Source organism: Mesorhizobium sp. WSM3860 (assembly GCF_002294995.1).
Lineage (GTDB): Bacteria > Pseudomonadota > Alphaproteobacteria > Rhizobiales > Rhizobiaceae > Mesorhizobium.
In genome coordinates this window covers 187,432-211,288 of sequence record NZ_NSGF01000007.1, presented here as the reverse complement: position 1 = coordinate 211,288, position 23,857 = coordinate 187,432, and the positions used below count along the sequence as shown (strand labels likewise).

Below are 23,857 nucleotides of genomic sequence, written 5' to 3'. Positions count from 1 at the left end.
TTCTATGCCGCCCACGCAAGGGGTTGATAAACGCATGTTCATTACAAAGGGCAAGAGCGCGGCTGTTGTGGGTCGAGAGCAGCCAGGCAGCTTTCGTGGGGCCACAATATCTTCAACTCAAGCCATTGACACTACTTTCTCATCCCGCGTGCCGAAGTGAGGCCGTCGTTCGAACGAGATATGAAGTCCCCTCTCCAACAAGAACTGACGAGCCAGATTCGTATCGCGCTTGCCGACCCGCGACACCCATTCCGAGAACAGCCTCACCGCGCGCCGGTTCATGTGCCGCGAAGGGCAAACGAGCCAGTATCCGGGAAACTCTATGACTTCGAACTCGGTCGAGACGGGCACCAAAGCGCCCGAAACAAGGTCCTCGAATGCAATCGACGTGCTTTCCAGGACCACGCCCGCTCCATCCTTCGCCAGTTGAACAGACATCGACGAACGGTCGAAACGAGTGGGATATGTCATGCGTGCGCCTTGGACACCGTTGCGCGGCAGCCAATAATCCCAGCGGAAATAGGCTTTCACGCTGTCGATCAGTCTCGCTTGGCGAAGCTGTTGGCGCGGGTCGGATGAAAGCCTTCGCAATTCAGCAAGGTAGGAAGGCGAGCACATCGGCAGGATCAGGTCGTTGACAACGCAATCCGAATAAAGGCCGGCCCAACCCCCGTCGCCGTAGCGAAGATCGAGATCGATGACCTCGGTTTCGAAATCAGAGAAATTGGGTGTCGCGTCGACGCGCAGATTCCAGGTCGGGTATTCCTTGCTGAATTCGGCCAAACGTGGCGCCAGCCATCTCTCGCCGAAGGATGGACTCACGCGAAGGCTGAGCTGGAAACTTTCGCGCTGCCGCACAATGGCGTTTCGAACCTCGCGTATGGATTCGAACGCCTGCGTGGTTGTCTGATAGAGCCGTTCACCATCGATCGTCAGAGAGAGATGGCGCTTTTCGCGCTGAAAGAGCCGCACGCCGAGCTGATGTTCCAAGAGCCGGAGTTGCTGGCTAACAGCCGAAGGGGTCACCTGCAATTCCTGTGCCGCCTTCGAGACTCCACCGAGGCGCGCAACGGCTTCGAAATGCGTCATCGAATTGAACTTGATGTCCGACATCGTCAGTTAAGTTCAGCTACACAACTCGTTAAGAAACGAGAATTGAGCCGAATGTCAATCGGCCGCATCATTTCTGCGATCTCGGGAGGAGATGCAGAATGGAAACGGCCCAGGGTCCAGGTGGCGCCGGCAATGTGCAGGCGGCTGCACAGGTATCGACCAGGAAGCCTTTGATCGACGCTGCCAATGTCGAGAAGAGTTATGGCGTGACCCGTGTCCTGCGCGGTGTGAGCTTTCAGGTCCGAGCCGGCGAAATCCATGCGCTGCTGGGCGGCAACGGCGCCGGCAAAAGCACCCTGATTCGCATCATCACAGGTCTGACCTCCCGTGACGCCGGCGAGATCGGTTTCGCATCGGCGAAAGCCGACCGGAGCGGTCCCATCATAGCGGTGGTGCATCAAGAGCTGGCGCTGCTGCCTGAACTGTCGGTCGCGGAAAACATCGGCATCGTGCATGCGAAATCCGGTTTGTCGCAGAGCAGTCGTCGTCGTATGCGCGAGATTGCGCTCAATGCCCTTCGCCTGATCGATCCAGCCATCGGTGAAGCGATCGTAGATCTGCCGGCGCGCAAGCTATCCCTGCATGAAGGACAGATCGTCGAGATCGCCCGCGCGCTTTCAACAGGCGCCGAGGTGCTGCTTCTCGATGAGCCGACCGCCAACCTCACCGCCGGCGAGACGGCAAAGCTTTTCTCCGTGCTCAAGCGATTGGCGCACGAAGAGGGCATTGGGATCGTCTTCGTCTCGCACCGGATGCGGGAAATCCGCGAGCTCTGCGATGTCTGCACCATTCTACGGGATGGAACAACGGTTGCGAATGCCACGCCGCTCGCATCGCTGAGCGACGCCGAGATCGTCCAGCGGATGGGGCAGTCCACGCACCGATCAGGACCACAGCCTAGGCGGCTGGAGCGCGCCCAAGAGGGCGCGCCGGTGGAACTCTTCGGCCCGGACGCCGCCAGGATGGAGATTTGGCCCGGCACCATTCTGGGGCTGGCCGGCGCGCCGGCGGGTCCGACGGGTCTGATCGATCCGCTTGTCGGCGCGGGAAAGGGCGCCGGCTGGCGCCTTGCTGGCGACGGTTTCGGAGAAAGCTTCCCCTCCCCGGCTGCGGCGGCGCGCGCGGGCATCGGCTTCGTCTCGGGCGACCGGGCGGCGAAGGGCATCCTTTCGCAGCTTCCGATCGTCGACAACGTGCTTGCCGCGCGGAGAGTCCGCGACAGGCGACGGGTCGTCAGCGCCGCCGAATGGCAGGAATGTTCCGATCTGGTTTCGGCGCTGCAGTTGAAGGCGGGTTCGATCTGGGACCTTCCGGCGTCGCTGTCCGGCGGCAACCAGCAGAAGCTGATCGTTGCCCGCTGGCTTGGATTGCCGCTGCGCATGGTGGTGCTGGAAGAGCCGACGCGCGGCGTCGACATCGGCACCAAGCACGACATCTACGCCCTGATCCGCGAGATGGCGGATGCCGGAGCGATCATTGTCTGGTGGTCGACCGAGAACGTCGAACTGCTCGAGCTGTGCGATGTGATCTTTGCCTTCGACACCGAGGGGCGCCCGAAGGGGTTTCTACCGGACGAGCGCTTCACCGAAGACGGGCTCGCCGAGCTGACGGGGATGGCAGCATGACCGACGCAACCAACGGCGCCACGACGGCCAAGAAGGCTCGGGCCGATAGGACCCGCGCGCCCGGGATTCTTCTGTCCTACCGCACCGAGTGTGCGATCGCCGGGGCGATTGTCGTCCTGTTGCTGGCGGTCGGCATATTCGTGCCCGCGGCGCTCAGCATGGGCAATGTCCAAAACATCATCCAGGCAGCCGCGCCGCTCATCATCATGTCCCTCGGCGTCTTCCTGGTCGCGGTCACCGGGGGTATCGATCTTTCGGTCGGCTCGGTGTTCTCGCTGACTGGAATGGTCACGGCGCTGGCAATGGCCAATGGAGCGGACGATCTTACCGCCAGCCTGGCAGGCTTCGCCGTGGGGCTGGTATTCGGAGCGATCAACGGCTTTCTCGTCACTGTCGTCAGGCTCGCCCCTTTCGTCGTCACCCTCATCACCTACGCGGTAGCGGGCAGCCTGGCCTTCATCGTCACGAACGGTCGCTCGATGCCGATCGGTGCGCCGGATTTCTGGCTGCTGAATTCCGGCGAGATCATCCCCGGCATCCCCAATCATCTTCTGTTCTGCATCATCCTGATGGTCGTGCTGGAATATGTGCTGCGCAAGGTCGTGCTGGGCCGCTGGTTCTATGCCGTCGGCTCGTCCGCCATTGCCGCCCGCCTGCTCGGCATTCCGGTGCTCCGCATCAAGTTCGCGGCCTATGTCGCGTCAGGGCTCCTCGCTTCGTTCGCCGGGCTGCTGACGGTGAGCTACATCCTCAACGCCGAGGCCACGGCAGGCGCCAGCCTGATGCTGCAGGCGATCGCTGCCGTCGTCATCGGTGGCGCCAGCCTCTTTGGCGGAACCGGCAGCGCTATCGGCGCCGTGCTGGGCGCGCTGATGATCACCTGCATCCAGAACGGCGTGAACCTCATCGGCGTCAACAGCTTCTGGCAAGGCTCCGTCACCGGCGCGGCGATCCTGCTTGCGGTGCTAATCGACCGCTTCAGCAACAAGAACCGACTCTAGATCATCACGGGAGGAACCAAGATGAAGTTGAAGAGCATACTGATTGCAGCATTGGCGGCGTCCGCCGTGTCCAGCGCATCATACGCCGAGGACAAGAAGACCGTCGCCTATATCGCGCCCTCGCTGGACATCTCCTACTGGCAATGGGTCGGCTACGGCGTGAAGGAGAAGGCCAAGGAGCTCGGCATGGACTATGTCGAGTACACCTCTGAGAACTCACCCGCCAAGCAGATGGACAACGCGCGGACGGCCGTGACAAAGGGGGTCGCGGCAATCGTGATCGGCCCGGTCAGCTCGACATCGACGCCGCCGCTGCTCAACTATCTGGAAAAGCAAAAGGTGCCGATCGCCTTCGCCGGCATCGGCCCGCAGCCGGGCCTGACCAACTATACGTCATCGGTCACTGCCAACAATTATGAGACCGGCAAAGCTCAGGGGAAATTCACCTGCGATCTCGCCAAGGAGCGCGGCGGCAACAAGGTCGGCATGCTGTCGCTGCCGCAAGACCGGGAGAATGCGCAGAAGTATCTCAAGGGCGCCAAGGAGGCGTTCGCGGCAGACGGCTGCGACCTGGTCCAGATGCTTGAAACCCGGGGCCTCACCATCAATGAGGCTGTCACCCAGGCAAATGAACCTGCTTACTGCGCATCCCGACATCAAGGCTATCTACGGCATGTATGATGAGGCCGGCAGCGGGGCCGCAAAGGTGGTCGAGACCCGAGGCCTTACCGGCAAAGTCGGCATCACCGTCGCCGACGGCTCGCCCACTACCATTGCGCTGCTGAAGAAGGGGGCGATCCAGGGCATCTTCTTCCAGGAAGCGGTCGGCCAAGGCATCGACGGCACCCAGCAAGTCTACAACGCCCTGACGGGAGGCAAGGTAACCCAGGATCTGGCCTTAGTGATGCCATTGGTCACCGCAGACAAGGTCGACAGCCCCGAGGCCAAGAAGGTCATCGCCCGCGTTTTCCCCCCGAGCAACTGACCGTCTTCGAACGGACCCGCCGGCGATGCCGGCGGGTCCAGCAGCAAGCGAGGGATTCCGACCGTGGCCGAACTGCCTTTCATCGATCCGCATCATCACCTTTGGGATCTGGAGACCCACTATTATCCATGGCTGACCGATGGCGTTAAGCCGGCCGCCTTCGGCGACTATGAGGCGATCCGCAAGAGCTATCTGATCGACGACTATCTGGAAGACGCCAGGAACCAGAACCTGGTGAAATCGGTCCACCTGGACGTCGGGTTCAATCCCGCCGATCCGGTCGGGGAGACGCGCTGGCTGCAAGGCATCGCCAACAAGCGGGGTTTTCCCCATGGCATCGTCGGCTACGCCGACCTGTCCAAGCCCGATGTCGGCGACCTTCTTGACCGACACATGGAATATCCGAGCTTCCGCGGCATCCGGCAGTCGATGAATTATCATGCCGACCCCGCCAAGACCTATCTGACGCGGCCGGAAGTCAGCCGGACACCCGAATGGCGGCGTGGCTTCCGAGAGTTGGCGAAGCGCGGGCTGAGTTTTGATCTGCAGCTCTACTATCCGCAGATGGGCGAGTTTCTTGAATTGGCGCGCGCCTTTCCTGATGTGCAGATCATCCTCAACCACACCGGCATGCAGGTCGACGGGCCCGAGCATTTCGACGCCTGGAAGAAGGGCATGCGCCAGCTCGCACAGGCGCCGAACGTCGCCTGCAAGATCTCGGGTCTCGGCATGGGCGACTGGACATGGACCACGGGGTCGATCCGACCTTACGTCGAGGAGGCGATCGCCGCCTTCGGCATCAACCGATCGATGTTCGCGACGAACTTCCCGGTCGACAAGCTGTTCTCCAGCTTCGACGCCATCGTGAACGCCTTCAAGGAGATCACGCGACATTATCCGCATGAAGAGCGGCTTGCGCTGTTCCATGACAACGCCGCCCGGTTCTACCGGCTTTAGGTCATCCGCCAAAAGATTGGAAATAGCAGGAGAGTTCGACATGTTGCTGAAGGGCAAGGCCGTGGTCATTTCGGGTGCCGCAAGCCCCCGGGGAATTGGCCGCTCCACGGCAACGCTGATGGCGGAGCAAGGCGCGCGCATTGCTATTCTTGACCTCGATGAGGAACAAGCCCGTGACGCCGCCGCGTCGCTTGGACCCGAGCACATGGGCATCGCCTGCAACGTCGCCGACCTCGATGCCTGCAAGAGAGCTGCGGCAGAAGCGACCGAAGCGTTCGGAAGGGTCGAGGTGCTGTGCAACATTGCCGGAATCACGCAGCCCGTAAAGACACTGGACATCGGCCCGGCCGACTGGGACCGCATCCTCGATGTCAATCTGCGCGGCGTCCTCTATCTCAGCCAGGCCTTCATCCCGCATATGCGTGAAAATGGCGGCGGCTCGATCATCTGCATGTCGTCGGTTTCCGCGCAACGCGGCGGCGGCATCTTCGGTGGCCCGCACTATTCAGCCGCCAAGGCGGGTGTGCTCGGGCTTGCCAAGGCTATGGCACGCGAATTCGGACCCGACCGCATCCGCGTCAACTGCGTCACGCCAGGCCTGATCCAGACCGACATCACCGGCGGCAAGCTGACCGATGCGATGCGCGCCGACATCATCAAGGGAATTCCGCTCAGCCGGCTGGGCGAGGCGCGTGATGTGGCGGGCGCCTACCTCTTCCTCGCCTCCGATCTGGCCAGCTACATCACCGGCGCCGTGATCGACGTCAATGGTGGGATGCTGATCCATGGCTGATGATGCGGCAGGATTGGAGATGCCGCGCGCGGGCAGCAACGTCAGCCTTGCCGAACGGGCCTATCGCATCCGCCGGCATGCCGTGCGCATGGGCGAAGTCCAGGGTCAGGGCTATGTCGGGCAAGCGCTCGGGGTGGCCGACGTGCTCGCGGTCGCCTATTTCCATGCGCTTCGCTACCGGCCGGATGACACGCAATGGGAGGGGCGCGACCGCTTCCTTTTGTCGATCGGACATTATGCGATCGCGCTCTATGCGGCATTGATCGAAGCAGGCGTTCTGCCGGAGGAAGAGCTCGAGACCTACGGCACCGACGACAGCCGCATGCCGATGTCCGGGATGGCCGCCTATACGCCCGGCATGGAGATCACCGGCGGGTCCCTAGGCCACGGGCTCGGCATCGCCGTCGGCATGTGCCTGGGGCTGAAACGCAAGCAGAGCGACAGTTTCGTCTATAATCTCTTGTCCGATGGAGAGCTCGGCGAAGGCTCAACCTGGGAAGCGGCAATGTCCGCCGCCCACCACAAGCTCGACAACCTCATTGCCATCGTCGACTTCAACAACCAGCAGGCCGACGGCCAGTCGACGGCGACGCTGTCGTCGGAGCCGGTGACAGACAAGTTTGAAGCGTTCGGCTGGCACGCGCAGCGCGTCGACGGCAACGACATCGAGGCGGTCCGCGCGGCGTTCGATATCGCCAAGGCCCTCAAGGAGCCGCGCCCGCGTGTCATCGTCTGCGACACCCTCATGGCCAAGGGCGTGCCGTTCCTCGAGGCCCGCGACATCACGCATTTCATCCGCGTCGAGCCGCACGAATGGGCGCTGGCGCTCGAAGCTCTGGAAAAGGGACGTCCGCAGTGAGGCTGTCAAAATTCGCGCCGCGCCAAGCCATCAAGGCGGGAGAGCGCAAAACCACGTCAGCGATGATCGCCTCGATCGCGGCCGACGGCGTTGCGACGCGCAACGCGCCGTTCGGGCACACGCTTGCCCGGTTAGCCCACCGGCGGCCCGGGATAGTGGGGCTGACGGCGGACCTTGCGAAATACACCGACCTCCATGTCTTCGCGCAGGAGCATCCAGACCGCTTCTACCAGATGGGCATGGCCGAGCAGGTGTTGATGAGCGCTGCCGCCGGCCTGGCGCGCGAGGGTTTCACGCCCTTCGCCACGACCTATGCCGTTTTCGCCTCGCGGCGCGCCTATGATTTCATCTGCATGGCGATCGCCGAGGAGAATCTTGACGTGAAGATCGTCTGCGCCCTGCCGGGGCTGACCACCGGCTATGGGCCGAGTCACCAGGCGACTGAAGACATCGCCATCTTCCGCGGCCTGCCCAACCTGACGATCATCGACCCTTGCGACGCGCTCGACGTCGAACAGGCCACCGAGGCGATCACGGACCATAAGGGGCCAGTCTATATGCGGCTGCTGCGCGGCAAGGTCCCCGTAGTCCTCGATAGCTACGGCTACCAGTTCCAGATCGGCAAGGCGCGGCTGCTGCGCCATGGCTCGGACGTGCTGTTCATTTCGAGCGGCCTGATGACCATGCGCGTGCTGGAGGCCGCAAAAGCGCTGGAAGCGGACCGGATCGGCTGCGCCGTTATGCATGTGCCGACGATCAAGCCGCTCGATGCTGAGGCGATCCGTACTGCCGCGCGCCAGTCCGGACGGATGGTGGTGGTCGCCGAAAACCACACGATCATCGGCGGGTTGGGTGAAGGGGTTGCCGCCCTGCTGATGCGCGAAGGCGTGACCCAGGTCTTCCGCCAAATCGCCTTGCCCGACGAGTTTCTAGATGCCGGCGCGCTGCCAACGCTTCACGATCGCTATGGGATCTCGACCGCCGAGATCGTGCGCCGTATTCGGGAATGGACGGAGTAAAGCAAAGTAGAAGCTCGAGCTAGCGCTTGGCTATCGCATGTCCGCTTATGGCAATGCGCCAAGATGGTGTTGACGACCGATATGCTGAAGGGTCAGGAACCCGCGGGCAGCAGGCGGTGAGCTATGGGGATTTGTGTTTTGGGGTGTGCCAGCGTCTGTCGCGGACGTCCGCTATTGGAGCTCTCGTGGCTGGTCGAGCATGCGGCTTCTGGGCCAGATCGGAGAGCTTCTTGCGGTGATACCGACGGGCTTCACGTGCCTGACGACCGGCGCCATAGCGACGCGCGCATACCTTCCCATTGAGCCGCGCCGGCGTGGCGCGGTCGTGCGAGGAAGCGGGCCATGCCGGGTCATGGAGCGTTCTCCCGGTTTGTTGCTGTTTGGCTCGGCGGTCCGCGCGGCTGCCTGCACCGTTCGAACACCTCGATGACGATCATACGCCCGCCGCAGCACGGGCACGGCGGGCGGAAGTCGTCCGGTTCCGTCGCAGGATCGTTCGTGACGGGAGGCGCGGCCGCGAGCAGGTGGCGGGCGAGCGCCAGGCAGTCCTTGCGAGAGCCGCCTGCGAGCAGGCCGTAGTGGCGGATGCGATGGAAGCCGCGCGGCAGGACGTGCAGCAGGAAGCGGCGAATGAACTCGTCTGTGGCGAGCGTCATGACCTGCTGGCGGTCGGTGCCGTCGCGGCGATAGTTCTTGTAGCGGAAGGTGACGCCAGCGTCGTCGAAGGCAATCAGGCGGCGGTTCGAGATCGCAACCCGGTGGGTATAGCGCGACAGATAGGCAAGCACCGCTTGCGGTCCGGCGAAGGGCGGCTTGGCGTAGACCACCCAGCGCTTTTTCCTGACGGCAGCCAGGTGGCGCAGGAATGCCCGTCGGTCGGCGAGGTGCGCCATCGATCCGAAGAAGGCGAGCCGCCTAGCGTCGTGCAGTGCGATCAGGCGGGTCAGGAACAGGTGGCGGAAGAGCTTGCCGAGCACCTTCACCGGAAGAAGGAAGGCCGGGCGCGAGGAGACCCAGCGTTTCCCGTCCGGCGCGATGCCGCCGCCCGGCACGATCATGTGGACATGGGGATGGTGCGTCATTGCCGAGCCCCATGTGTGGAGCACGGCAGTGATGCCGATGCGCGCGCCGAGATGCTGGGGGTCCGCTGCTATCGTGACCATCGTCTCCGATGCCGCGCGCAACAGCAAGTCGTAGACCAGCGACTTGTTGTGGAAGGCGACGTCGGCGACTTCGGCCGGCAGCGTGAACACGACATGGAAGTAGCCGACCGGCAGCAGGTCGGCTTCCCGCTCGGCGAGCCATGTGCGCGCGGCCGCGCCCTGGCACTTGGGACAGTGCCGGTTGCGGCAGCTGTTGTAGGCGATGCGCCACTGGCCGCAGTCCTCACAGGCCTCGACGTGACCGCCAAGGGCTGCGGTGCGGCAGTTCTCGATCGCTGACATCGCCTTGAGCTGCTGTTGGCTCAGATGCCCTGCATGGGCGACCCGGTATCCGGGGCCGGCAGCACGGAAGATATCGGCAACCTCCAGGTCCGCCCTCACCGGTTCAGCCGGGAGGCGACTTATCCTCCATCAGCGCCATCAGCCGGTCGAGCGGACCTGCGACCGCATGGATCGTCCGGGTCTAGACCTTGGTGTAGAGCGCTGTCGTTTCGAGCTTGCTGTGCCCGAGCAGCACCTGGATGACACGGATGTCGACGTCCTGCTCAAGCAGGTGGGTGGCGAAGCTGTGCCGCAGCGTATGCGGGCTGACGCGCTTGCGGATGCCGGCGACTTCGGCGGCTTCCTGAACCGCGCGATGGAGTTGCCGCGACGAGATCGGATCGGTGCAACTGCGCCCCGGGAACAGCCAGCCATGCGGAAGCATCACCCCGCGACGCCGGCCTTCGCGTCACCACAGCCGCAGCAGTTCCAAGAGTTGCGGCGAGAGCATGGCGTTGCGATCCTTGCGTCCTTTGCCCTGCTCGACGCGGATCAGCATGCGTGTCGAGTCGATGTCGTCGACCTTGAGGTGCGCGACCTCCGATACGCGCAGGCCCGCGCCATAGGCGACACCGAGCGCGGCCTTGTACTTGATGCCAGGTGCTGCTTCGAGCAGCCGCGCCGCTTCCTCAACGCTCAGCACGTCCGGCAGCTTGCGTGGATGGCGCATGATCACCAGCACACGGGCCAGATCCCGCCGCTTCAGCGTCACCAGGAACAGGAACCGCAGCGCCGAGACCGCGCCGTTGATGGTCGCAGGCCCGACGCCGTTCTCATGCTGATACAACTGGAAGCGGCGGATGTCCTCGGGCGTCGCAGCATCGGGAGAGCGTCGGAGGAAGGCTGCGAAGCGCCGGACGTGACGAACGTAGTCCTGCTGGGTATGGGAGCCCAGGCCCGCATGAGCATGTCTTGCTGCATGCGCTGGCGAAGTGGCGTGATCGGTGCATCCGTCGACGGGGTATCCATGGCGAGTTCCTCTCGTTGAAGGAACTCCATGGTCGGATCGCAGCTTCTACCCGCTCAAGACCAATGCCTGTCGCGCCATCTCAGAACGAGGCGCCCCTCCCGCGAAGCGGGTTCGTGCATGAGGCGCAAAGCCGCCATTCGTGTCCATCGTTGTTTGCGGCCCGAAAGGCGAATTAAGAACATCTATTTGTGGGCTAAAGTCGGAAATCTTCTGTATCGCTCCGCTTCGTCCCGCGCCCACCTAAATGTCGGAAAATATTGGATGGGTACCGCAAGCGAGCAGGGGCGCCGGTTGCCGGATCAGCCCGTCCATTCAGTGATAATAGATGTCCAGGCGATTGCAGTCGCTTACTGACATAGCGATATCCCAGGCAATTTTCGATCGCGTTCCTGCGCAGCGGCGCGCCACAGCCTGGGCACCCGTCTGAGCCTTCGCAAAACCCCACTTGTCTACCAAGCGCGTCGCTATCGCCTGCACTTTTGTTTCGTACCAAAGGCATTTCTTTAGGTCGCGCAGCTTGATGCTAGGCCTCATACATAAATCTTTTCCGCTTTTGCATCTCCTTGAGCCTTGAGCATCGACCTGACGCCCTCGTTAGCCCTTTATCGAACCGGCCATGAGACCGCGCAGGAAATACCTGCCGGCGAACACATATATCGCCAGAGTAGGCAGCGCGGTCATGACCACGGACGCCATGTCGACGTTGTAGGCTTTGACGCCCGTCGTTGTGTTCACGACATTGTTTAACGCCACGGTGACCGGAACATTTTCGCCCGACGTAAACGTCGTGCCGAAGATGAAATCGTTCCAGATGTTCGTGAATTGCCAGATGATCGACACGACGAAACACGGCACCGAAATCGGCAGGATGATGCGCCAAAGGGTCTGGTAGAAACCGGCGCCGTCAACCCGTGCCGCCTTAACCAGATCCGACGGCAGCGACAGAAAAAAATTCCGGAAGAACAAGGTTGTGAACGGAATGCCGTAAACCACGTGGACCATTATAAGTCCGACCATGGTGTTGGCGGCGCCGATAGCGCCCAGGGTCCGGGCCATCGGAATCAGGATGATCTGGAAGGGAATGAAAACGCCGAACAGCAGGATTGCGAAAATCAGATCCGCACCGCGGAATTTCCACTGTGTCAGCGCGTAGCCATTGATCGCCCCACCCGCCGTTGAAATCGTTACCGAGGGCACGATCATCACCACGGAGTTGATGAAGAAATCCTTTAGGCCGGCACAGCGCAATCCTATGCAAGCCTCGGACCACGCCTGGCGCCAAGGCTCGAAGGTAACACGCTGCGGAAGCGATAGGATCGATCCGTTGCGGATATCGTCAAGGTCCTTCACGGAAGTCAGGACCACGACCAGCAGCGGCATAAGATACACGGCTGCGAAAAGGATAAGGCAGACATAGATGAAGATGCGGGCGACCTGATGCGACGCGCCGCGCTGCAGAATGATGGCATCAGCGCTCATCGCGGTTGTTCCTGATGTCGATATAGAGGTAGGGAACGACAATCGCGGCCACTGTCATGAGGATCATGATGGCACTGGCCGCACCCACCGCCATCTGATCGCGCCCGAACGTCTGGGTGTACATGAAGGTCGCGGGCAGATTGGTGCTGTTTCCGGGGCCGCCTGACGTCAGTGCGACGACGAGGTCGAAGCTCTTTACGGCCTGTTGCATCAGGATCACGCCCACGGTCATGAAGGTCGGTCCAAGCTGGGGTATGATGATGCGCCGATAGATTTGCGTCGCCCCTGCCCCGTCGAGCCGTGCAGCTTTGACAAGATCCTCATCGATGCCCCGCAACGCCGCCAGAAACAGGGCCATTACAAAGCCCGAAGACTGCCACACGCCGGCGATGACCAGGGTGTAAATCGCGTATTCGGTGTTGACCAGCCAGTCGAACCTGAAGCTTTCCCAACCCCATAAATGGAGCAAACGCTCCAATCCGAGACCCGGATTGAGGATCCACTTCCACGCCGTCCCGGTGACGATGAAGGACAGCGCCATCGGGTAGAGATAGACGGTCCTGAGGAAGCCTTCCGCGCGGATCTTCTGGTCGATCAGAATCGCCAGAGCGAGGCCGATTGCCGTCGAAAACCCGATGAACAGAAAGCCGAATATGAAGATGTTGGACACGGCGATCTGCCATATCGGGTTTGACCAGAGACGATCGTACTGGGCAAATCCGACAAAGCTGTAGTTGGGCAGCATTTTGGATGCGGTAAGCGAGATCACGCCGGTCCAAATCATGAAGCCGTAGATGACTACCAGCACGATGACAACCGACGGAGCGAGCGCCAGTTGAGAGGCGTTCTTGCCCAGCCACAGCCGAAGATCGGACTTTGGCGTGCTACCGTCGGCGAAAGCGCCTGCATCGGGAAAACTCATCGCCACGGTATGGCCTTTCTGCATGCTCCGGATAACGGCTCCTGCCATGCGGCGAGGGGCAGTTGCGGCGGCGAAGTAGTTGAGGCAACGCCGCCGAAACTTCGGGGGCGTTGCTTCGGCTCGATTGCTGTTACTCGGCCGACTTCAACCCGGCCACGAGTTGATCGATGGCCTGCTGCGAGGTCATGGTGGGCGTTTCGAAGAAGGTCGAGACCACGTCGAGGAAGACGCCGGTCTTGGTGGCCCCGGTCGCAGCATTATGGGTAAGCGACGGAAGCGACGTGTTGGTCTTCTGTGCCTCGGCGCGATCGGCATAAGCCGCCTTGCCGCAGAAATCGAACTTGTCCATCGAAACGTCCACGCGGGACGGGATCGACCCCTTCTTGATGTTGAAGGCCTCCTGGAAATCCTTGTCGAGAATGGCGGACGCCATCTCCATCTGGCCCTTGACGCGGTTTTCGTCCTTGGTCGTGAAGAAACCGAAATTGTCGGTCAACCAGACGTAGTCGCCCTTGGTGCCGGGCGCCGGCGAACAGCCATAGTCGACATTCGGCTCCATCTTGGCGAGCGACAATTCACCCTTTGCCCAGTCGCCCATGATCTGCATGCCGGCTTCGCCCTTGATCACCATCTGGGTCGCCAGGTTCCAGTCGCGGCCGGGATAGTTCTTGTCGACGAATTTGTTCATGACGCGAAGCTGGTCGAACACCTTGACCATCGTTTCGCTCTTGATCGCTTCCTGATCCTGCTCAATCAGCGCCTTGCGGTAGAAGTCAGCACCGCCGAGGCCAAGCACAACGTTCTCGAACAGATCGGCCTCCTGCCAAGGTTGGCCGCCAAGGGCCAGGGGCGTCACGCCAGCGGCCAGCAGCTTTTCGGACACCTGGTTGAATTCGTCCCAGGTGGTCGGCGGCTGGACCCCGGCCTTGTCGAACACCTTCTTATTGTACCAGAGCCAGTTCGACCGGTGGACATTGACCGGCACCGCGACGGTCTTGCCGTTGTACGATATCAGGGGCACCAGCTCGGGAGCGATGATCTTCGCCCAGTCTTCTTTTTTGGCCAGATCGCTGAGATCGGTAAGCACACCCTCGGCAGCCCAGGCCTGAACCTGCTGTGCGTGCATCTGTGCTGCGGAGGGCGCTGTATCGGACGCGATGCGCGCACGAAGGACCTGCACCATGTTCATTCCGGTACCGCCGGCAACCGGAGAATCCGACCATGTGACGCCGCGCTTCTCAAGGAGCTGTTTCAACACGTCCAGACCTGCCGCCTCGCTGCCGCTGGTCCAGTAATGCATGACTTCAACATTTTCTCCCCCAGCAAACGACATCGTTGAGGATGCCGACAACATGATGGAAGCAATGATAAGACTACGTGTGATCATCTGAATTCCCCTGTTTAGTTTTCTGACAAATTTCGATCTCGATCATCGATTCAAAGCCTGCAGCCGACGACATTGTGTTTCGTCGACACAGGCATTGCTTGATCGTGAGCTTTGCAGTTCTGGCCTGACTTTCTATCGGCTCGGTCAATGTGCTCGCACCGCACCAGCGAGCCGCACCCTCCAGTTGGCAACACATGTCTGACTATCATGATTACATATTACATATCTGTCAACAATTATGGCTCACTAAAATAGCCGCATGCGCAAATTTTGGAGATCGACAGTTCCTATAGCGTGTTAACATGTTGAAATTTATGAGTACTTCCATAAATATCGATTTTTTGGCCTGCCTGCCTTTCTACAAAGCTTGTTGACAAATCCATCCGTTGTCAGACAATTGCGCAGTCGAGCCGCGACACAGGGCTGCGCCTCCGCGTAAGCCAACAGGGAAGGAAACAGGATGGTCGATACCGTTGTCTGGGGTCTGATCGGCGCAAGCACGATCGCACGCGAGTGGATGGTGGATTCCATCCGGAAACATCCGTCCGGGAAGGTAAAGGCGATTGTCAGTTCGGATTTGGACAGAGCCAGGGCCTTCGCCAGCGACAAGGCTATTGCTGCCAGCTATGCGTCAGTCGAGGCGATGCTTGCGGACCCTGAAATTACCGCCGTCTATATAAGCAGGACCAACGACCGGCACGTGCCGGATGCCTTGGCCGCAATCGAGGCCGGCAAGCACGTGCTGTGCGAGAAACCCTTGGCGCTTGAGATCGCGGATGCGCAGAAGATCGTCGATGCGGCTCGAAACAAGGGCGTCGTTCTGGCGACCAACCACCATCTTCGAAACATGGAGAGCCACCGCGCCATCAAGAGCCTCATTGACCAGGGCGCGATTGGAAAGGTGAATTCGATACGCGTCTTCCACGCAGGGGAACTCCCAGACAGCCTGAAGACCTGGCGGCTTCACGACAAGGCTGCCGGCGGCGGCGTGATCTATGATATTACCGTTCACAATGGCGACCTTCTTCGTTTTTACCTTGGCGCCAACCCAATCAGAATAGCGGCCATCGCCGCGACTTCGGGAACAGGCCCGAAACGCATCGAGGACAGCGTGATGTCGGTCTGGGAATTTCCCGGCGACATCCTTGTGCAATGCCATGACAGCTTTGTTGTGGGCCACGGACCGCGTGGCGTCGAAATCCATGGCAGCCAGGGCAGCATCCTGGGTATCGACGTCATGTCCCAGGCGCCCGGCGGCCGCGTGATCCTGCGCACGAAGGACGGCGACCGCGAAATTCCACTGGAACTGAAAGTGACCTATGACAGGGGCATCTCCGATTTCATCGCGGCCATCCAAAACAGGGGCAAGCCCTCCTCGTCCGGAGATGACGGCGTCTGGAGCCTGAAGCTGGCAAAGGCGGTCGCCGAATCGGCAGCGACGGGACGAACGATTTCGATAGAACAGACCTGAACCTGGGACCGCACCATGCTGACCATTAGCACGCTTGGCCACGCCGACGCGGAGCGCGCAATCAAGGTGATCGCTGATTCAATCCTGGCCGATGGCAAATGCGCCGTCATCGCCGTGGTGGATCAACAGGGTGAATTGATCGCCCTGTCTCGCCTTGATGGCGCACCCTATCCATCCATCCTGATTGCAGCCAATAAAGCATGGACCGCCGCACGTGAGCGCCGGCCCTCCATGGATGTCGGGCAGGCAGCAAGAGCGCCGGGCGCGGGTTTTGACATGGGTTCCTATGGCGACAGCCGCTACACCGGCTTTGGCGGCGGGCTTCCTGTCGTTGTCGATGGAACGGTGGTCGGGGCCGTCGCCGTCAGCGGTCTTTCCACGCAAGAAGATATCGATCTGGCCAAAAGAGGAGTGGACGCCATCTTGCAGGGCTGATCTAGCTGGAAGCTGGCGCCATCGTGTCCCTACGGTTTTCCAAAGACCGTCCCCAGTTCTTCGACCTGGGCGTCGGTAAGATAGCGCAACTTCATCGATCGCAGCACGATGAGCAGTTTGGCCGTCTCTTCGAGTTCCTCGGCGGCGAACACTGCGGATTCCAGATCCCTGCCCGCGACGACAGGCCCATGATTGGCGAGCAGGACGGCGGCATATTTCCCGCCGAGATCATCGATCAACTTGCCTGCCTTTTGGTCGCCGGGCCTGACATAGGGAAGGATCGGGACCTGCCCGACCCTCATGATGACGTAAGGCGTCAGCGGAGGAATGCAATCGTTGGGATCGACATCGGCCAGGCACGAGAGCGCGGTGCAGTAGGTCGAATGGAGATGCACGACTGCGCCAGTCGCCGGCCGGCTTTCGTAAAAGGCGCGATGCAGGAAGACCTCCTTTGACGGTCTGTCACCGGATATGTGGCGCCCATCCCGGCTGATCTTGGAAATCCTGTCCGCGTCGGGCGATCCCAGCGAAGAATTTGTCGGAGTGATGAGAATGCCGTCTTCCACCGCGCAGGAAATGTTCCCCGCCGACCCGACGGAAAAACCTCGGTCGAAAAGCGACTTTGCCAGCCTGACAATGTTGGCCCGAACCTGTTCTTCGCTAGTCATCGTCCCGCCATTTGTTGAAGTGCCTTGGAAAAGAAGTCGCGCGATCCGAAGTTGCCGGATTTCAGCGCGAGCGCCATGGCAACCGGCGCCGCAACGGAAAGTACAGGCACGCCTGGATCGATTTCCATGCCAATCGCGACGCTCTCGACCGCCAGCGCGCTGACGACCGCACCGGAGGTTTCACCGCCAGCGACGACCAGCCGCCGCACTCCGGAATCGACGAGGTCGCGGGCGGCATCGGCAAACAATTGATCCAGTCTATCGGCCACCGCCTGCCGACCGTACCGGGCTTGCGCCGCTTCCACGTCGGCCGGTGTGGCGGATGAGTAGGCGATCGGCGCGCGTCCTACGTTCGCCAAGGCGAATGCCACGATATCCCGCCTGGTCATCGTGCCGGCCATCACGTCGTCGACAGCCACCGGAAGGCCGGGATGCGATTGCAGGTGGAAGTCGATCTGGCCGCGCGTTGCACTGGAGCAACTGCCGGCGAGGATCGCCTCGGGACCGGCGACGCTCGATTTCTCGGGCAGCGCGCCCGAAGCCTTTTCCTGTGCTATGAAATTGGCGGGCAGACCGAGAGCGATACCCGATCCGCCGGTTACAAACAGGCTGTCCTGGACGGCAGCGCCTATCGCAAGCAAATCCGCATCGTCGATGGCGTCGACGATCGCCAGCACCTCGCCGCTTGCCGCCGACGCCCTGAGCGCATTCGCGATCGCATCACCGCCCGCCTTGACCGTTGGCCAGGCGATATGACCGACCTGGGTTGAGCACTGCTGCTGAAGCCAACGTCTCAGGTCCGGGTCGGTCATCGGGTTCAGGGGATGATGCTGCATGCCCGATTCATGAAGAAGCCGACCTCCGACAAACAGATGGCCCTGATAGACGGTTCTGCCCGCTGTCGGAAACGCAGGACAGGCGACGACGCCCCGGACGGAAAGCGCTTCTGCGATCGCCTCGGCGACCGGCCCTATATTGCCCTCCGGCGTGGAATCGAAGGTAGAGCAGTATTTGAACACGAGCTGCTCACATCCCTGTTTCCGCAACCATGCAAGGGCCGCCAACGACTGGTCGATTGCCTCCTTGGTCGGGACAGACCTAGTCTTCAGCGAAATAACGCCCGCCTCGATGTCGGGCTTGGCATCCCGCACCGGAACGCCGAGAAATTGGGACGTCTTGAGCCCGCCCTGGCCGGGAAGGCCCTTGGCGATCGTGTTGGCAATATCGCTCGCGCCGGTAAAATCGTCGGCGATGACGCCCAGAAGCATGAGGTACTCCGCGAGACTGAAATTCGTGGAATGGACGCGTCGGCAGCGACGCTCCCTCTAGTAGATCGCGTCCACGCCGGCCTTGTTCACGCCAGACGCCTGTCGACCTCGCGCCGCGCCGCAAGACTTTGCGATGAGGTCAGAGGCCAACAGAGCTTCGCGCCGCGTGACCTCCCGGTGGGTTAGGAGGCGCAGGCGCCCTGCCTTTACCGGCGATATCCGCACGCCGCTTTCGAGCAATTCGGAGTGCAGGTAGTCCACGTCGAAGTCACCTTGGGGCAGATTGACAAACACGATGTTGGTGTCGACGGTGGATGGATCGACATCCAGGCCCGCGTCCCTCAATCGTGTGGCCAGAAGTTTCGCGTTCTGGTGATCCTCCGCGAGGCGATCGACCATCGTGCGCAGTGCGACCCGCCCGGCCGCGGCTATCACGCCGGCCTGACGCATGCCACCCCCAAGAATCTGCCGCCACCGCCGGGTCTGCTCGATGATCTCGGAACTCGCAGCAACGACCGCACCGAGCGGGCAACTCAAGCCCTTGCACAGGCAGAATGTGGTCGTGTCCACCGACTGAACGAAATCGCTGACCGATCTGCCAAGGGATATGGCGGCATTGAAGATGCGCGCACCATCGAGATGGACATTAAGGCCGCTTTCATGGGCGATGCCGGCCAAAACCGCGAGATCCTCCGGGCTCATCACCCTGCCGCCGGCCGCATTGTGGGTGTTTTCCAGGCACAGCAAGCTTGCAGGTGCACTCAGCCGCGACTGCCCCACAGCGATCGCGTCCGCAAGCGCCGCCGGGGAGATCATGCCGCCTATGCCCTGGACCGGGCGTGGTGTCAGGCCGCCAATCGTCGACGGCCAGCCGCTTTCCTTGATGTGGATATGCGCGGCCGCCTCGAGGATGATCGAGGTGCCGCGCGGCGCCAGCGCCATGGCTGATACGACGTTTCCCATCGTGCCGCTGATCACCAGCATCGCACTTTCCACCCCAAGCAGATCCGCGACTTCCGCTTCGAAGTCGAGCACGGTCGGATCGTCGCGGAAGAAATCGTCCCCGAGCTCGGCGCGCGACATCGCCTCGATCATTTCCGGGGTCGGGGTGGTGACCGTGTCGCTGCGCAGGTCGATCATTCTGTTGGAAGCCTTCATGTTGTCTAAGCTCCCCATGCGCCGCCGGGCTGGAGATCCCGAAGCGCACCGATGAACCCGATGCGGGGACTGGTCAGGACCGGGACTTCGGTCTTGCCGACGAGTGGCAATGCCGCAGCCATCGAGGCCTGTGCCAGCACCACCACGTCGGCGTCGAGAGTGGCTGCGGCGATGCCCTCCGCCACCGCTTGGAGATAAGCATCGATGTTACCGCTCAGAAAAAGCTGTCTCGCTCTGTCGAGCACGACGGAATCGATATCGGGCTTGCGTCCTGCGGCCCTGGCTTCCGCCTCGATCAGCGCAGCGGTCGGGGCAATCGTCGTGCCGAGCGTCGCCAGGACCAGAATGCGGCTTCCAGTCCTGACGCTTTCGCGAGCCATGGGCCGGTCGATGCGCAACACAGGCCTGTGGGAAGTCGAGTTTGCGACGTCGGCGGCTGCCCCGATCGTTGAGCAAGTGCAAATCACGGCATCCGCCCCCAGCCGGAACTCCGCCAGCATGGCTTCGGCGGCCGCGGCTATGATCCCAGGCGTGGCGCTGCCGCACTCGATCGCCGACTTCAGCAGATCTTCACGCACCGTGTGCTTCAGCGCTATGCCCGCACCGAGCTCCGTCGCAAGGCCGTCGAACACAGCAACCAACGCAGGCGCCGTATGAAACATATGAAGGATCAAGGGGCGGGCTTGGCTCACAGTCACCCTCTCAATCCACGCTGACGGAATGCCCGGGCAGCGTGTCCGATTCCTATCGACGGCTGTGTGGTCTGTTCCCGCCTTCCTAGGATGGCATCCGCGCCGCGCTCTCCGATCATGATGGAGGGGGCGTTGGTATTGCCGCTGACAAGCGTCGGCATGATCGATGCGTCGATGACCCGCAGGGCGTCGACCCCACGCACCTTCAGGTCCTTATCGACGACTGCCATATCGTCGCTTCCCATCTTGCAGGTACCTGCCGGATGGAAATCGGTCTTGGACCATTGCCTTATGTATTCGGTGATTTGCTGGTCAGAGCGCACATCTTTGCCGGGCAGATGCTCCGCCTTGTAAAGGCTGCTGAAGCTCGGCTGCGACAGGATTTCCCGCGCCAGCTTGAAGCCTTCGATGCTGTGGCGCAGATCATTCGGATTGGACAGGAAATCCGGGTCAATAAGCGGATCGTCCATAGGATCTGTCGATGCCAGCGTCACCTGGCCGCGGCTTTCCGGGCGAAGATAGGCGGTGTTCAATGTCATGCCATGCCCGGCAACGCGCACGCGGCCATGATCGATTACATAGGCGGGCAGGAAATGCATCTGCATGTCGGGCCAGTCATTGTCGCCGGTTGTGCTGACAAATGCGCCGCCCTCGCACACATTGCTGGTGAGCGGACCGGTTCCAAACATCAAGAACTGCAGGCCGTGCCAGGCGGCCATCGGGCCCCGGTCATGGCCGTTGTAAGACGCGCGCTCCTTCAGGCTGACGCAGCAATATACATCCATATGGTCCTGGAGGTTCTTGCCAACACCTGGAAGATCAGCGACCGTCTCCACACCTGTTTGGCGTAGTTCCGAAGCTGGTCCGATTCCCGAAAGAAGCAGCAGTTTCGGCGAATTGATCGCGCCGGCGGAAACGATGATCTCACTGCCGGCTCGAACAATCGCGGCGCGGTTGGAACCTGGCGCGAGATAGGTGACTGACCGTGCCCTGCCATGTTCAACGACAATCCTGGTGACCCGCGTTTCCGTCACCACGGTCAGGTTTGGCCGTGACAGGTTTGGGTAAATGAAGGCGGCTGCCGTGCTGCTGCGGCGAACGGCCCGCTGCGTCACTTGATAGTAGCCGACGCCATACTGATCGCGCCCATTGAAATCCGGGTTGTGATTGAACCCGGCTTCCTGGGCCGCGCGGACGAATTTCCGGGTCAGATCTATGGGCAGGCGCTGGTCCGAAACTCCCATCGGCCCATTGGTGCCGTGGAAAGCGTCGGCAAAGCGCTCATTGTCTTCCGAGCGGCGGAAATAGGGCAGCAGATCGTCATAGCCCCAGCCTTCGTTACCCTGCTCACGCCAGGAATCGTAATCTTTCCGGTTGCCTCTGATGTACACCATCGAGTTGACCGAACTGCCGCCGCCGAGGAGCTTGCCTTGCGGAAACAGAAGCTTCCGGTTGTTGAGGTGCTTCTGCGGCACCGTCGACCATTCCCAGCGAACCTTGTTGCCTTGCAAGCGGGAATAGCCGGCCGGCCAGCGCACCAACGGTGTATCGTTCCTGGCGCCGGCTTCCAGCAGCAGCACCGTCACGTCAGGATTCTCGCTCAGGCGGGAGGCAACGACACAGCCGGCCGATCCGCCGCCGACAACGATGTAGTCATATTCGGGCTTGATCGTCGTGTCAGGCATTAGGAGCCTCAATCGCCTGTCCGATCCAGCGCCGGGAATAGCCGCCGCTGCGTATCTGGACTGTTTTAATGTCTGTGAACTCCTCGACGCCGAGCCTGCCGACTTCACGACCGATGCCGCTTTCGCCCACACCGCCGAAAGGAAGCTCGGCCGGGCCATCGAGATAGGTGTTGACCCATACAGTGCCAGCGTTGAGCGATTGTACTGCCTTCATCGCGTGCGACACATTTCCGGTCCATATGCCGGCGGACAGGCCGTAGACGGACTCGTTTGCCAGAGCGATTGCGTCCTCCAGCGTCTCGAATTCGAGGATCGATACGACCGGTCCGAAAATTTCCTCCCTCGCTATGCGCATATGCGGTCGCACGCCGGTGAAGACCGTAGGGTCGATGAAATACCCCCCATTCTCTTCCCGGTGCGTGCCGCCCAGCGCCAGCGTCGCGCCCTCCGCCTTGCCGACGGCGATGTAGTCGACGATCTTATCGTACTGATCCTTGTTGATGATCGGTCCGAGCAGCATACCGTCAGCCTGGGTATCACCCACCGTCACCCGCGCGGCGCAATCGACGAATTTCCGGATGAATTCCGCCGCGATGGAGGACTGGAGCAGAAGTCTGCTGCCCTGGTTGCAGGATTGACCTGCATTGAGAAATGCTCCGTGCAGAGCAGCGTCCAGCGCATTGTCCAGATCGGCATCCGCCATGACGATGTGCGCGTTCTTTCCACCCAATTCCAACGACACCTTCTTCATGCCGTCAGCACCGACCCGCATGGCATGTCTGCCCACTTTGGTGGAGCCGGTAAACGAGATCATGTCGATGCCGGGATGACGCAGGAGCAGATCCCCACAGGTCGCACCCGACCCGGCGACGATGTTGAGGACGCCGTCCGGCAGGCCCGCCTCTTGAAGGATTTCGCCGAGCAGAAAAGTCGTCGTGCTGGTCAGTTCACTTGGCTTGACCACCGCAGCGCAGCCGGCGGCAAGCGCGAATGGCAATTTCTGGCTGATGATGAGAAACGGGAAATTCCAAGGAGTGATGATGGCAGCGACACCGAGCGGCGCACGCACCGTCGCCGCGAAATAACAGTCGCCGAGCTGGCCAAAGCTATCGCCTGTGATGGAGCGCGCCTGTGTTGCCGCATAGGTCCACAGCATGGAAGAGCGCTCTATTTCGACGCGGGCCTGCTTTGCGGGCTTGCCGCTTTCTGCCATTTCGAAAAAAGCGAGTTCGTCCGCACGACGCCAGATGATATCGGCCGCTTTCGCAAGGACTGCCGAACGCTCTGCTCCTGTCGCACCGGCCCATTTCGTTCTGAACGCGCTTTTCGCGGACAAAACCGCCATGTCGACGTCGGCTTCCGTAGAATCGCGAAATCGCGAGACCAGAGTGCCATTGCTTGGGTTGCGACGCTCGATTTCGCGCCCTGATGCCTGACGCCAGCTGCCATCTATCCAGTTGCCGAAATTTCTTGTCTTCGTAAATGTCATGTCAGTTTCCGAAACAGTTCTGAATTCCTTTCGGCCCGGATTTTCCAGGGCCTGAACTCCATAGATTCGCGACCGGAACAAACGCGCCATCCGCCGGCTCCCAGCATGCCGCACACACCTGGCCAATGCCGTCCGTCGAGTTGCGAAGCCGCACTGCCGGCGCCTTTTCCCTGCCCCGGCGCACTGAGTTAAGAGCCGGCAACATCCACAGTCATTTGATTTTACATATTTGTCAATTAGAATTCTGTTTGTCATGCGCAATTCCCCTGGACAACCACGGGAGAAAACAGAGAATTCCGGCTGAATGGCATCCAGATTTTCAAATAACATGAACAATTTCAACGTAATAGCATAAAAACTCAAGGACCTTCGCTTTCCCACGGCGACTTCCTCACCG

General features: G+C 61.2%; 19 protein-coding genes and 2 pseudogenes. 9 read left to right on the top strand and 12 right to left on the bottom strand.

What is annotated here, in order from left to right; translation table 11 throughout:
* Nucleotides 1–117 precede the first annotated feature (117 nt).
* Nucleotides 118–1,113 carry a LysR substrate-binding domain-containing protein gene (locus CK220_RS14405; RefSeq protein WP_095812145.1) on the bottom strand — a complete coding sequence of 332 codons (996 nt, stop codon included), beginning with the start codon at nucleotides 1,111–1,113 and terminating at the stop codon, nucleotides 118–120.
* 98 nt (nucleotides 1,114–1,211) lie between these two features.
* Between CK220_RS14405 and CK220_RS14400 the strand changes: the two genes are divergently transcribed.
* From CK220_RS14400 to CK220_RS14370, 7 genes and pseudogenes are all read left to right on the top strand, one after another.
* Entirely contained in the window at nucleotides 1,212–2,738 is a 1,527-nt protein-coding gene (locus CK220_RS14400) for a sugar ABC transporter ATP-binding protein (RefSeq protein WP_095812144.1), read from the top strand.
* Complete coding sequence (locus CK220_RS14395; RefSeq protein WP_095812143.1) at nucleotides 2,735–3,739, top strand: ABC transporter permease; 1,005 nt, start codon at nucleotides 2,735–2,737, stop codon at nucleotides 3,737–3,739. The genes CK220_RS14400 and CK220_RS14395 overlap by 4 nt, the downstream gene beginning before the upstream one ends.
* Nucleotides 3,740–3,760: 21 nt before the next feature.
* Nucleotides 3,761–4,724 (top strand): annotated as a pseudogene (locus CK220_RS14390) (substrate-binding domain-containing protein).
* A gap of 63 nt (nucleotides 4,725–4,787) precedes the next feature.
* A complete protein-coding gene (locus CK220_RS14385) occupies nucleotides 4,788–5,681 on the top strand; it encodes an amidohydrolase (protein WP_095812142.1) in 894 nt (297 codons plus the stop codon).
* Between the two features lie 40 nt (nucleotides 5,682–5,721).
* Nucleotides 5,722–6,474: an SDR family NAD(P)-dependent oxidoreductase gene (locus CK220_RS14380; RefSeq protein ID WP_095812141.1), complete on the top strand. Its 753-nt coding sequence runs from the start codon at nucleotides 5,722–5,724 to the stop codon at nucleotides 6,472–6,474.
* A 19-nt stretch (nucleotides 6,475–6,493) separates the two neighbouring features.
* Nucleotides 6,494–7,333 (top strand): transketolase, encoded by an 840-nt coding sequence (locus CK220_RS14375; protein WP_095812140.1) that lies wholly within the window; start codon nucleotides 6,494–6,496, stop codon nucleotides 7,331–7,333.
* Nucleotides 7,330–8,352 (top strand): transketolase family protein, encoded by a 1,023-nt coding sequence (locus CK220_RS14370; protein WP_245429181.1) that lies wholly within the window; start codon nucleotides 7,330–7,332, stop codon nucleotides 8,350–8,352. The genes CK220_RS14375 and CK220_RS14370 overlap by 4 nt, the downstream gene beginning before the upstream one ends.
* Nucleotides 8,353–8,702: 350 nt before the next feature.
* Here the strand turns inward: CK220_RS14370 and CK220_RS14365 are convergent, their stop codons facing one another.
* From CK220_RS14365 to CK220_RS14340, 5 genes and pseudogenes are all read right to left on the bottom strand, one after another.
* On the bottom strand, nucleotides 8,703–9,869 hold the full coding sequence (locus CK220_RS14365) for an IS91 family transposase (RefSeq protein ID WP_245429208.1): 1,167 nt from the start codon (nucleotides 9,867–9,869) through the stop codon (nucleotides 8,703–8,705).
* A 31-nt stretch (nucleotides 9,870–9,900) separates the two neighbouring features.
* Nucleotides 9,901–10,805, bottom strand: a pseudogene (locus CK220_RS14360) (site-specific integrase).
* A 595-nt stretch (nucleotides 10,806–11,400) separates the two neighbouring features.
* Nucleotides 11,401–12,285, bottom strand: coding sequence for a carbohydrate ABC transporter permease (locus tag CK220_RS14350; protein ID WP_095812136.1), 885 nt, complete (start codon nucleotides 12,283–12,285; stop codon nucleotides 11,401–11,403).
* Entirely contained in the window at nucleotides 12,275–13,231 is a 957-nt protein-coding gene (locus CK220_RS14345; RefSeq protein WP_245429179.1) for a sugar ABC transporter permease, read from the bottom strand. The genes CK220_RS14350 and CK220_RS14345 overlap by 11 nt, the downstream gene beginning before the upstream one ends.
* Before the next feature lie 106 nt (nucleotides 13,232–13,337).
* Nucleotides 13,338–14,507 (bottom strand): ABC transporter substrate-binding protein, encoded by a 1,170-nt coding sequence (locus CK220_RS14340; RefSeq protein ID WP_176479090.1) that lies wholly within the window; start codon nucleotides 14,505–14,507, stop codon nucleotides 13,338–13,340.
* A gap of 547 nt (nucleotides 14,508–15,054) precedes the next feature.
* Between CK220_RS14340 and CK220_RS14335 the strand changes: the two genes are divergently transcribed.
* Together CK220_RS14335 and CK220_RS14330 are read left to right on the top strand one after the other, a co-directional pair.
* Complete coding sequence (locus CK220_RS14335) at nucleotides 15,055–16,065, top strand: Gfo/Idh/MocA family oxidoreductase (RefSeq protein ID WP_095812134.1); 1,011 nt, start codon at nucleotides 15,055–15,057, stop codon at nucleotides 16,063–16,065.
* 15 nt (nucleotides 16,066–16,080) lie between these two features.
* The gene (locus tag CK220_RS14330; RefSeq protein ID WP_095812133.1) at nucleotides 16,081–16,500 is read left to right on the top strand and encodes a heme-binding protein; all 420 of its coding nucleotides are present in this window, start codon (nucleotides 16,081–16,083) and stop codon (nucleotides 16,498–16,500) included.
* A gap of 29 nt (nucleotides 16,501–16,529) precedes the next feature.
* On the opposite strand, the gene otnC is transcribed toward CK220_RS14330, so the two are convergent.
* The 6 genes from otnC to CK220_RS14300 all read right to left on the bottom strand — a co-directional run bounded on the left by otnC (nucleotide 16,530) and on the right by CK220_RS14300 (nucleotide 23,550).
* Nucleotides 16,530–17,168 carry a 3-oxo-tetronate 4-phosphate decarboxylase gene (otnC, locus tag CK220_RS14325; RefSeq protein WP_095812132.1) on the bottom strand — a complete coding sequence of 213 codons (639 nt, stop codon included), beginning with the start codon at nucleotides 17,166–17,168 and terminating at the stop codon, nucleotides 16,530–16,532.
* The gene (gene otnK, locus CK220_RS14320; RefSeq protein WP_095812131.1) at nucleotides 17,165–18,436 is read right to left on the bottom strand and encodes a 3-oxo-tetronate kinase; all 1,272 of its coding nucleotides are present in this window, start codon (nucleotides 18,434–18,436) and stop codon (nucleotides 17,165–17,167) included. Before otnK ends, otnC begins: the two co-directional genes overlap by 4 nt.
* A gap of 57 nt (nucleotides 18,437–18,493) precedes the next feature.
* Nucleotides 18,494–19,594 (bottom strand): GntG family PLP-dependent aldolase, encoded by a 1,101-nt coding sequence (locus CK220_RS14315; protein ID WP_176479089.1) that lies wholly within the window; start codon nucleotides 19,592–19,594, stop codon nucleotides 18,494–18,496.
* Between the two features lie 5 nt (nucleotides 19,595–19,599).
* Nucleotides 19,600–20,226 (bottom strand): aspartate/glutamate racemase family protein, encoded by a 627-nt coding sequence (locus CK220_RS14310; RefSeq protein WP_245429206.1) that lies wholly within the window; start codon nucleotides 20,224–20,226, stop codon nucleotides 19,600–19,602.
* 62 nt (nucleotides 20,227–20,288) lie between these two features.
* On the bottom strand, nucleotides 20,289–21,971 hold the full coding sequence (locus CK220_RS14305) for a GMC family oxidoreductase N-terminal domain-containing protein (protein ID WP_095812129.1): 1,683 nt from the start codon (nucleotides 21,969–21,971) through the stop codon (nucleotides 20,289–20,291).
* On the bottom strand, nucleotides 21,964–23,550 hold the full coding sequence (locus CK220_RS14300) for an aldehyde dehydrogenase family protein (protein WP_095812128.1): 1,587 nt from the start codon (nucleotides 23,548–23,550) through the stop codon (nucleotides 21,964–21,966). The genes CK220_RS14305 and CK220_RS14300 overlap by 8 nt, the downstream gene beginning before the upstream one ends.
* Nucleotides 23,551–23,857: the final 307 nt, after the last annotated feature.